We start from the raw sequence: 7921 nt of genomic DNA, 5'->3' as shown, positions 1-7921 counted from the left end.
GCACAGCCCAACACGACACAACCCCCGCCCCCCCCCCCCCCACCGCCCCCCCCCCCCCCCCCCCCCCCCCCCCCCCCCCCCCCCCCCCCCCCCACCTCGGTCCTCCCGGACGACCGACAGAAAGGTGACAGCGATGACCCGGGTGCTGGTGGTCGAGGATGAACCACCGCTCGTACGGGCTCTTGAGATCAACCTGAAGGCGCGCAGCTACGACGTGGACACCGCACCCGACGGAGCAGGCGCCTTGCGGCTGGCAGCCGCGCGTTCACCAGACGTCGTGCTGCTGGACCTCGGCCTGCCGGACATGGACGGCCTCGACGTGATCAAGGAGCTCCGGAGGTGGAGCAGGGCGTCGATCCTGGTGGTCTCCGCCCGCCGGACCTCCGACGAGAAGGTCGCCGCGCTCGACGCGGGTGCCGACGACTACATCACCAAGCCGTTCAGCATGGACGAGCTGCTGGCCCGGTTGCGCGCCGCAGCGCGCAGAATCGATACTGCGATGCCGTCCGGCGAGCCCGACGTGATCGTGACGGAGGACTTCACACTCGACCTTGCCGCCAAGAGGGCCCGGCGCGAGGGACACGACGTCCGGCTCACCCCGACCGAGTGGCATCTGCTGGAGGTCCTGCTTCGCAACAGCGGGCGGCTGGTCAGCCAGCGGCAGCTGCTGGCGGAGGTATGGGGGCCCTCCCACAGCACGCAGACCCATTATCTTCGCGTCTACATGGCACAGCTGAGGCGCAAACTGGAAGCCGACCCGGCACACCCCAGGCACTTCTCCACCGCGCCAGGCATGGGCTACCGCTTCGACCCCTGACTGCGCGGGCTTGAGCCCCTGAACAAGAACGACACGGAGAGCGGGACCACGTGGCACGCGGCAAGCTTCGGATATACCTCGGCGCGGCACCGGGCGTCGGCAAGACGTACGCGATGCTGTCGGAGGCACACCGCCGTATCGAGCGCGGCACGGACTGCGTGGTCGCCTTCGTCGAGCACCACGACCGGCCGCGCACCGAGGTGATGCTGCACGGCCTGGAACAGATTCCGCGCATGGAGCTGGAGTACCGCGGCAGCCGCTTCACCGAGATGGACGTCGACGCCGTCCTGGAGCGCGCCCCAGCCGTCGCCCTCGTCGACGAGCTTCCGCACACCAACATCCCTGGCTCCCGCAACGCCAAACGCTGGCAGGACGTCGAGGAGCTGCTCGCCGCGGGCATCCATGTCGTCTCCACCTGCAACATCCAGCACCTGGAATCCCTCGGTGACATCGTCGAGTCGATCACCGGGATCCGGCAGAAGGAGACCGTCCCCGACGAGGTGGTGCGCCGCGCCGACCAGATCGAGCTGGTCGACATGTCACCCCATGCGCTGCGTCGCCGTATGGCGCACGGCAACATCTACCAGCCCAACAAGGTCGACGCGGCGCTGTCTAACTACTTCCGGCCCGGCAACCTCACCGCGCTGCGCGAGCTGGCGCTGCTGTGGGTGGCCGACCGGGTCGACGAGTACCTCCAGGAGTACCGGAGCGAGCACCAGGTCTCGACGATCTGGGGCTCCCGCGAGCGCATCGTCGTCGGGCTGACGGGCGGCAGCGAGGGCCGTACGCTCATCCGCCGCGCCGCCCGCCTCGCCGAGAAGGGCGCCGGCGGCGAAGTGCTCGCCGTCTACATCGCCCGCAGCGACGGGCTGACCGCCGGCTCGCCCAAGGAGCTCGCCGTCCAGCGCACCCTGATCGAGGATCTGGGCGGCACCTTCCACCACGTCATGGGCGAGGACCTCCCCTCCGCCCTGCTGGAATTCGCCCGGGGTGTGAACGCCACCCAGATCGTGCTGGGGTCCTCCCGCCGCAAGGCGTGGCAGTACATCTTCGGCCCCGGCGTGGGCGCGACCGTCGCCCGCGACTCCGGACCGGACCTCGACGTCCACATCGTCACGCACGAAGAGGTCGCCAAGGGACGCGGGCTGCCCGTCGCACGCCGCGCGCGGCTGGGGCGGTCCCGGATCATCTGGAGCTGGCTGGTCGGCTCGGTGGCACCGGCACTGCTGACACTGCTGCTGTTGTACGTCGAGCCCAGCCTCGGGCTCGCCAACGACATGCTGTTGTTCCTGATGCTGACGGTGACGGCGGCGCTGCTCGGCGGATTCCTGCCGGCGCTTGGCTCAGCCCTGGTCGGCTCCTTGCTGCTCAACTGGTTCTTCACGCCACCCGTGCATCGCCTCACCATCGCGGATCCGAAGAACATCCTCGCACTCGCCATCTTCGTGCTGGTGGCGATCTCAGTCGCGTCCGTTGTCGACCTCGCTGCCCGGCGCACCCATCAAGCGGCCCGCCTGCGCGCCGAGTCGGAGATCCTGTCGTTCCTGGCGGGCAGCGTGCTGCGCGGTGAGACCACCCTGGACGCCCTCCTGGAGCGGGTGCGCGAGACGTTCACGATGGACGCCGTGGCACTTCTGGAGCGGGAGAGCGAGACGGCCCCCTGGACCTGCACGGGCAGTGTCGGAGACATCAGTGCGCCGGTTCGCCCCGAGGACGCGGACGTCGACATGCCCGTCGGCGACCACCTGGCGCTCGCGCTCTCGGGCCGGGTTCTGCCCGCCGAGGACCGCCGCGTCCTGGCGGCCTTCGCGGCGCAGGCCGCCGTCGTCCTCGACCGCCAGCGCCTCCAGTCCCAGGCCGACCACGCCCGCAAGCTGGCCGAGGGCAACCGCATCCGCACCGCCCTGCTCGCGGCCGTCAGCCACGACCTGCGCACCCCCCTGGCCGGCATCAAGGCCTCCGTCACCTCCCTGCGCTCCGACGACGTCGAATGGTCCGAGGAGGACCAGGCCGAACTCCTCGCGGGCATCGAGGAAGGCGCCGACCGGCTCGACCAACTGGTCGGCAACCTCCTGGACATGTCCCGGCTCCAGACCGGCACCGTCACACCACTGATCCGCGAGATCGACCTCGACGAGGTCGTGCCGATGGCCCTCGGCGGCGTCCCGGAGGACAGCGTCATCCTCGACATCCCCGAGGAGCTCCCGATGGTCGCCGTCGACCCGGGTCTGCTGGAGCGCTCGGTCGCCAACATCGTCGAGAACGCGGTGAAGTACAGCCCCGACGGCAAGCCCGTACTCGTGTCCGCCAGCACGCTCGGTGACCGCGTCGAGGTGCGGGTGGCCGACCGCGGCCCCGGTGTCCCCGACGACGCCAAGGACCGCATCTTCGCGCCCTTCCAGCGCTACGGTGACGCCCCGCGCGGCGCGGGCGTCGGCCTCGGCCTGGCGGTGGCCCGCGGCTTCGCGGAGGCCATCGGAGGCACCCTCGACGCCGAGGACACTCCCGGCGGCGGCATGACCATGGTCCTTACGGTCCCGACCGCCGCCGGTCACCTGCCGGCCAGTCCCGATCTTCCGGCTGCGGTCACTTCGTGACGGCGGCCGGGCGTACGTGACAACGGACCCGAACGAGAAGCCGGTCGTCACTCACCTCCGCGGGTCTGCCGAGTGCGGCTGCACACCGGTCATCAGGAAGTCCAGGCCGCGCCGGGTGGACGCCACGACCACACGGTCACCGGCGCGCAGGATCCGGCCGTGCGAGGGGCGCCAGTCGAAACCCGGACGGTCGAGGCGGAGGCCGCCGAAGGTATCCGTCGAGCCGGGCGAAGCGTGCTCGACGGCGGAGCCGACGGCCAGCACACGCCATTCGTTCTCGCGGAACGCCCGGTGGATGGAGTGCCCCTCCAGCTCCGGGTGTCCGGCGACATCGACAGCGGTGAAGAGGAGGGAGCCGCGCTCGACCGGCATGATCCCCAGGACGTGCCGGCCCATCATGGCGGCGGCGAAGGAGGGTGCGGCGAGGGCGGAGACGCTGCGGCTGCGGGTGGTGGCGTCGGGGTAGGAGGCACGCATCGTACGGGAGACGGTGGCGGCGAAGTCGTCGTCGTAGAGCCGCATCACCACTCGCACCTGGGGATTGGTCTCGCGCGCGGCCATCGCGATGTCGAGGTTCTCGCCGTCGTCGCGGGTGAGCACCAGAAGCGATTTGCTCTGGCGGATGCGTGCTCTGTCGAGGACGCCGGCGGCTCCGGCGTCCTCCAGCAGCAGGGGTACGCCGAGTTCGCGGGCGAGGGCGACGCCCCGGGCGTGCGGATCGCGTTCCACGACGACCACGTGGTGTTCGGTGGTGCGTAGTTGGGCCAGTACGCGAGTGCCGATCTTGCCGAGGCCGACAAGCACGATGTGGTCGGTGAGGTCGTCGGCGGGAGGGTGTCCCACGGAGGCTTTCCGGAAGGCTTCGGTGGCGTTCATGGTGGCGGCCACCACGAGCGGCAGTACGGCCAGGCCCACGAATCCGGCGATGAGCTGGAGCACCCGGCGGGCCGGGGACTCGTCGGTCGCCGGGTCGCCCATGGTGAAGATGTCCAGCAGCGGCAGATACACCGACTTCCACAGCGGGCCGGGCTCGGCCAGCGCGGTGGCGGCGGCCAGTACCAGCACGATGGCGGCCAGGGCACCGAAGACGGCGATGACCTCGCGGGAGAGGAACACCTTCCACGGCAGATGCGCCAGTCGGTCGCGCAGCCAGGCGCCGTAACTGCGCCGGTCGCGCGGCGACGCTTCGGGCGAGTGGTGGAGGGTGACCTCCTCCAGCATCAGCCGGCCGTGGGTGAACTGCCGGTGATAGGAGGTGACCGTGTCGGGCAGCAGCTGCGTGCCGTCCTCGCCGGCGGTCTCCGGGCTGTCCTCACTGGCCGGGTCGTCCTGATGGGCGCCGGACAGTACGGCGAGCGTGGCCAGGTCGGCCGCGCGGGGCGGGGTACGGGCGGGGCGCACCACGCCGCGGAAGACCTGGCCCTCCACCTGGAGCGTGTGTCCCTGTCCGACCGCAGCGGCAGCCACCAGCTCGGGAACCGCGGTGTCGGTGTCGGACAGCACGGTGGTGGACGTATCGAGCGCCATGTCGTCGCTCCGGCGGTCTAACGCCAACACGGCGCGGTCCAGGAGGCGTTCGAGGTGCTGACCGCGCTCACGGTTGTACATGCGGATGACCAGGCGGATCGTCGGATTGAGGGTGCGGGCCAGCAGCGCGGCGGTGACATTGACCTGGTCGTCGCGGTAGGTGAGGGCCAGCGCGGCAGCCCGCTCCACCCCCGCGGCACGCAGCGTCTGCTCGTCGGGCCGAGCGGCCACCAGCAGCTCGACCGGCGACTGCGGATCGCGGTGCAACGCGGCGATCTCCGGCGCGTGCCCCTCACGGCGCGAGGGCAGCACCACCGTGACCGTCTCACCGCACACCGCATCCAGCGTCACCGCGAGCCGGTGCGCGAGCCCGTCGTCCCCGCAGATCACCATGTGCTGCGAACGTTGCCCAAAAGGCATACGTAGCTGGAGAGTTGACATCACATCGTCAAGAGCGACGAGGGGCAGTTGACGGTTCCGCTCCGCACAACAGTTCGGCGTCAAGGTTGCGTATGGGCGACCGCGCCGGAACGGGCCGGCTCGGCCCCTGATGTGCCCGCCGTCTGCCGATGCACGTAAGAGAGCCGCAAATACCGTACGTAACAGGGCCGGTACCGCTCTGCGACACCGTAGATTCCCTCGCGGCCGACGGATGCGCCAGGCGGCAGCGCCCGGGCCCGTCGGCTGCGCCTCGCCACCGTCCTGCCCGGCCCCGTCCACCGGCCACTCCCCCTCGGCAGCAGACCACACTCCCAGAAAGCCTCCGCATGTCTTTCGCCCCTCACACCCCGACGGCGCCGACGACTTCCGCAACCGGGTCGGTCTCCATCCCTCCCGGGGGCACCCCGGAAGGCGGGGGCCGGCGGCGGCGACGGAAGCCGGGCGGCCTCTTCGACCCGAAGGTGCTGCTGACGTCCCTCCCCGAGGCGCTGCGCAAGCTGCACCCGCGGGCGCTGGCCACCAACCCCGTACTGTTCGTCGTGGCCTGCGGCTCCCTCCTCACCACCCTCTCCGCACTGCTCAACCCGTCCGTCTTCACATGGCTGATCAGCTGTTGGCTCTGGCTGACCGTCATCTTCGCCAACCTCGCCGAGGCGGTCGCCGAGGGCCGTGGCAAGGCCCAGGCCGCCTCGCTGCGCAAAGCGCGTACGGACATCACCGCCCGGCGCCTGCGCAACAACTGGCGGGTAGGCATGGACGTCCGCACGGCCGAGATCGAGACCGTACCCGCTGCCGACCTGCAGCCCTTCGACTTCGTACTGGTCGAGGCGGGCGAGGCGATCCCGGCGGACGGCGATGTGGTCGACGGTGTCGCCGCGGTAGACGAATCGGCGGTCACCGGTGAATCGGCCCCCGTCATCCGCGAATCCGGTGGCGACCGCTCCGGGGTCACCGGCGGAACCACCGTGCTGTCCGACCGCCTCGTCGTACGCATCACATCCCGCCCCGGACAGTCCTTCCTGGACCGGATGATCGCGCTGGTCGAGGGGGCGACCCGGCAGCGGACCCCCAACGAGATCGCGCTGCACATTCTGCTCGCCGCGCTCACCATCGTCTTCGTCCTCGTCGTGGTGGCCTTGCAGCCGATGGCCTCCTACGCCGGCGCGGTGCCGTCGACGGCGGTGCTCGTCGCCCTCCTCGTCACCCTGATCCCGACGACAATCGGCGCACTGCTCTCCGCGATCGGCATCGCCGGCATGGACCGGCTCGTCCAGCGCAACGTCCTGGCCATGTCGGGCCGCGCGGTCGAGGCCGCCGGAGACATCAACACCCTGCTGCTCGACAAGACCGGCACCATCACCCTCGGCAACCGCGAGGCCGTCGCCTTCATCCCGCTCCCAAACGCCGACGAACTCCAGCTCGCCGACGCCGCCCAGCTCTCCTCACTCGCCGACGAGACCCCCGAAGGCCGCTCCGTCGTCGTCCTCGCCAAGAACACCTACGGGCTGCGGGCGCCTGCCGAAGGCGAGCTCCGGCACGCCGAGTACGTCGACTTCAGCGCGCAGACCCGGATGAGCGGCGTCGATCTGCGCTGGGCGGACGGAGCCGGGTGCGCAATCCGCAAAGGGGCGACCGCCCAGGTCATCGAGTGGGTGAAGGGGCACGGAGGTGAAGTGCCTGCCGAGGCCCGCATGTTCACCGATGCAATCGCCGCATCTGGCGGCACTCCGCTGCTGGTCGCGATGCATGACATGTTCGGGGCGCGGGTGCTCGGCGTGATCCACCTCAAGGATGTCGTCAAGGACGGTATCCGCGAACGCTTCGCCGAGCTGCGCCGGATGGGCATCCGTACGGTGATGATCACCGGCGACAACTCACTCACCGCGAAGGCCATCGCCCAGGAAGCAGGCGTCGACGACTACCTCGCCGAAGCCACCCCCGAGGACAAGCTCGCACTGATCGCCCAGGAGCAGGAGGGCGGCAAGCTGGTCGCGATGACCGGCGACGGCACCAACGACGCCCCCGCCCTGGCGCAGGCGGACGTCGGTGTCGCCATGAACACCGGAACCTCGGCCGCCAAGGAAGCCGGGAACATGGTCGACCTCGACTCCAACCCGACCAAACTCATCGAGATCGTCGAGATCGGCAAGCAACTCCTCATCACCCGCGGCGCGTTGACCACCTTCTCGATCACCAACGACGTCGCCAAGTACTTCGCGATCATCCCGGCCATGTTCGCCGGCGCCTACCCGGGCCTCGCCGACCTCAACATCATGGGCCTGCACAGCCCGACCTCCGCCATCACCTCCGCCATCATCTTCAACGCGCTCATCATTATCGCCCTGATCCCCCTCGCCCTGCGCGGTGTCCGCTACACCCCCGCCTCCGCCCACGAGCTGCTGCGCCGCAACCTCACCCGCTACGGGCACGGCGGCCTGATCGCCCCCTTCATCGGCATCAAACTCATCGACCTGCTGATCTCGCAGATCCCGGGACTCGGCTGAGCGCCGACACCGCTCCCGGTCCCTCGCCTGTCGCG

General features: G+C 70.2%; 4 protein-coding genes. 3 read left to right on the top strand and 1 reads right to left on the bottom strand.

The window, feature by feature from the left end; translation table 11 throughout:
- Positions 1 to 133: 133 nt before the first annotated feature.
- Positions 134 to 817, top strand: a complete 684-nt coding sequence (locus ACZ4XD_RS21075) for a response regulator (protein ID WP_468044166.1) — start codon at positions 134 to 136, stop codon at positions 815 to 817.
- A 50-nt stretch (positions 818 to 867) separates the two neighbouring features.
- Complete coding sequence (locus ACZ4XD_RS21070; RefSeq protein ID WP_468044164.1) at positions 868 to 3414, top strand: DUF4118 domain-containing protein; 2547 nt, start codon at positions 868 to 870, stop codon at positions 3412 to 3414.
- Positions 3415 to 3465: 51 nt separating this feature from the next.
- Here ACZ4XD_RS21070 and ACZ4XD_RS21065 read toward each other — a convergent pair whose 3' ends face one another.
- The gene (locus tag ACZ4XD_RS21065) at positions 3466 to 5334 is read right to left on the bottom strand and encodes an NAD-binding protein (RefSeq protein ID WP_468044162.1); all 1869 of its coding nucleotides are present in this window, start codon (positions 5332 to 5334) and stop codon (positions 3466 to 3468) included.
- 374 nt (positions 5335 to 5708) lie between these two features.
- Here ACZ4XD_RS21065 and kdpB point away from each other — a divergent pair, with 374 nt between their 5' ends.
- A complete protein-coding gene (gene kdpB, locus ACZ4XD_RS21060) occupies positions 5709 to 7886 on the top strand; it encodes a potassium-transporting ATPase subunit KdpB (RefSeq protein WP_468044160.1) in 2178 nt (725 codons plus the stop codon).
- Positions 7887 to 7921: the final 35 nt, after the last annotated feature.

It is taken from the genome of Streptomyces sp. NPDC029466, from assembly GCF_055574515.1.
The sequence above is the reverse complement of the archived record's forward strand: the minus strand, read 5'-3'. Positions and strand labels throughout refer to the sequence as shown.

What these genes read in the sequence shown, in the direction of transcription:
- ACZ4XD_RS21075 (WP_468044166.1), top strand. Translation starts at nt 134, where the DNA reads ATGACCCGGGTGCTGGTGGTCGAGGATGAACCACCGCTCGTACGGGCT.
- ACZ4XD_RS21065 (WP_468044162.1), bottom strand. Translation starts at nt 5,334, where the DNA reads ATGGTGATCTGCGGGGACGACGGGCTCGCGCACCGGCTCGCGGTGACG.
- kdpB (WP_468044160.1), top strand. Translation starts at nt 5,709, where the DNA reads ATGTCTTTCGCCCCTCACACCCCGACGGCGCCGACGACTTCCGCAACC.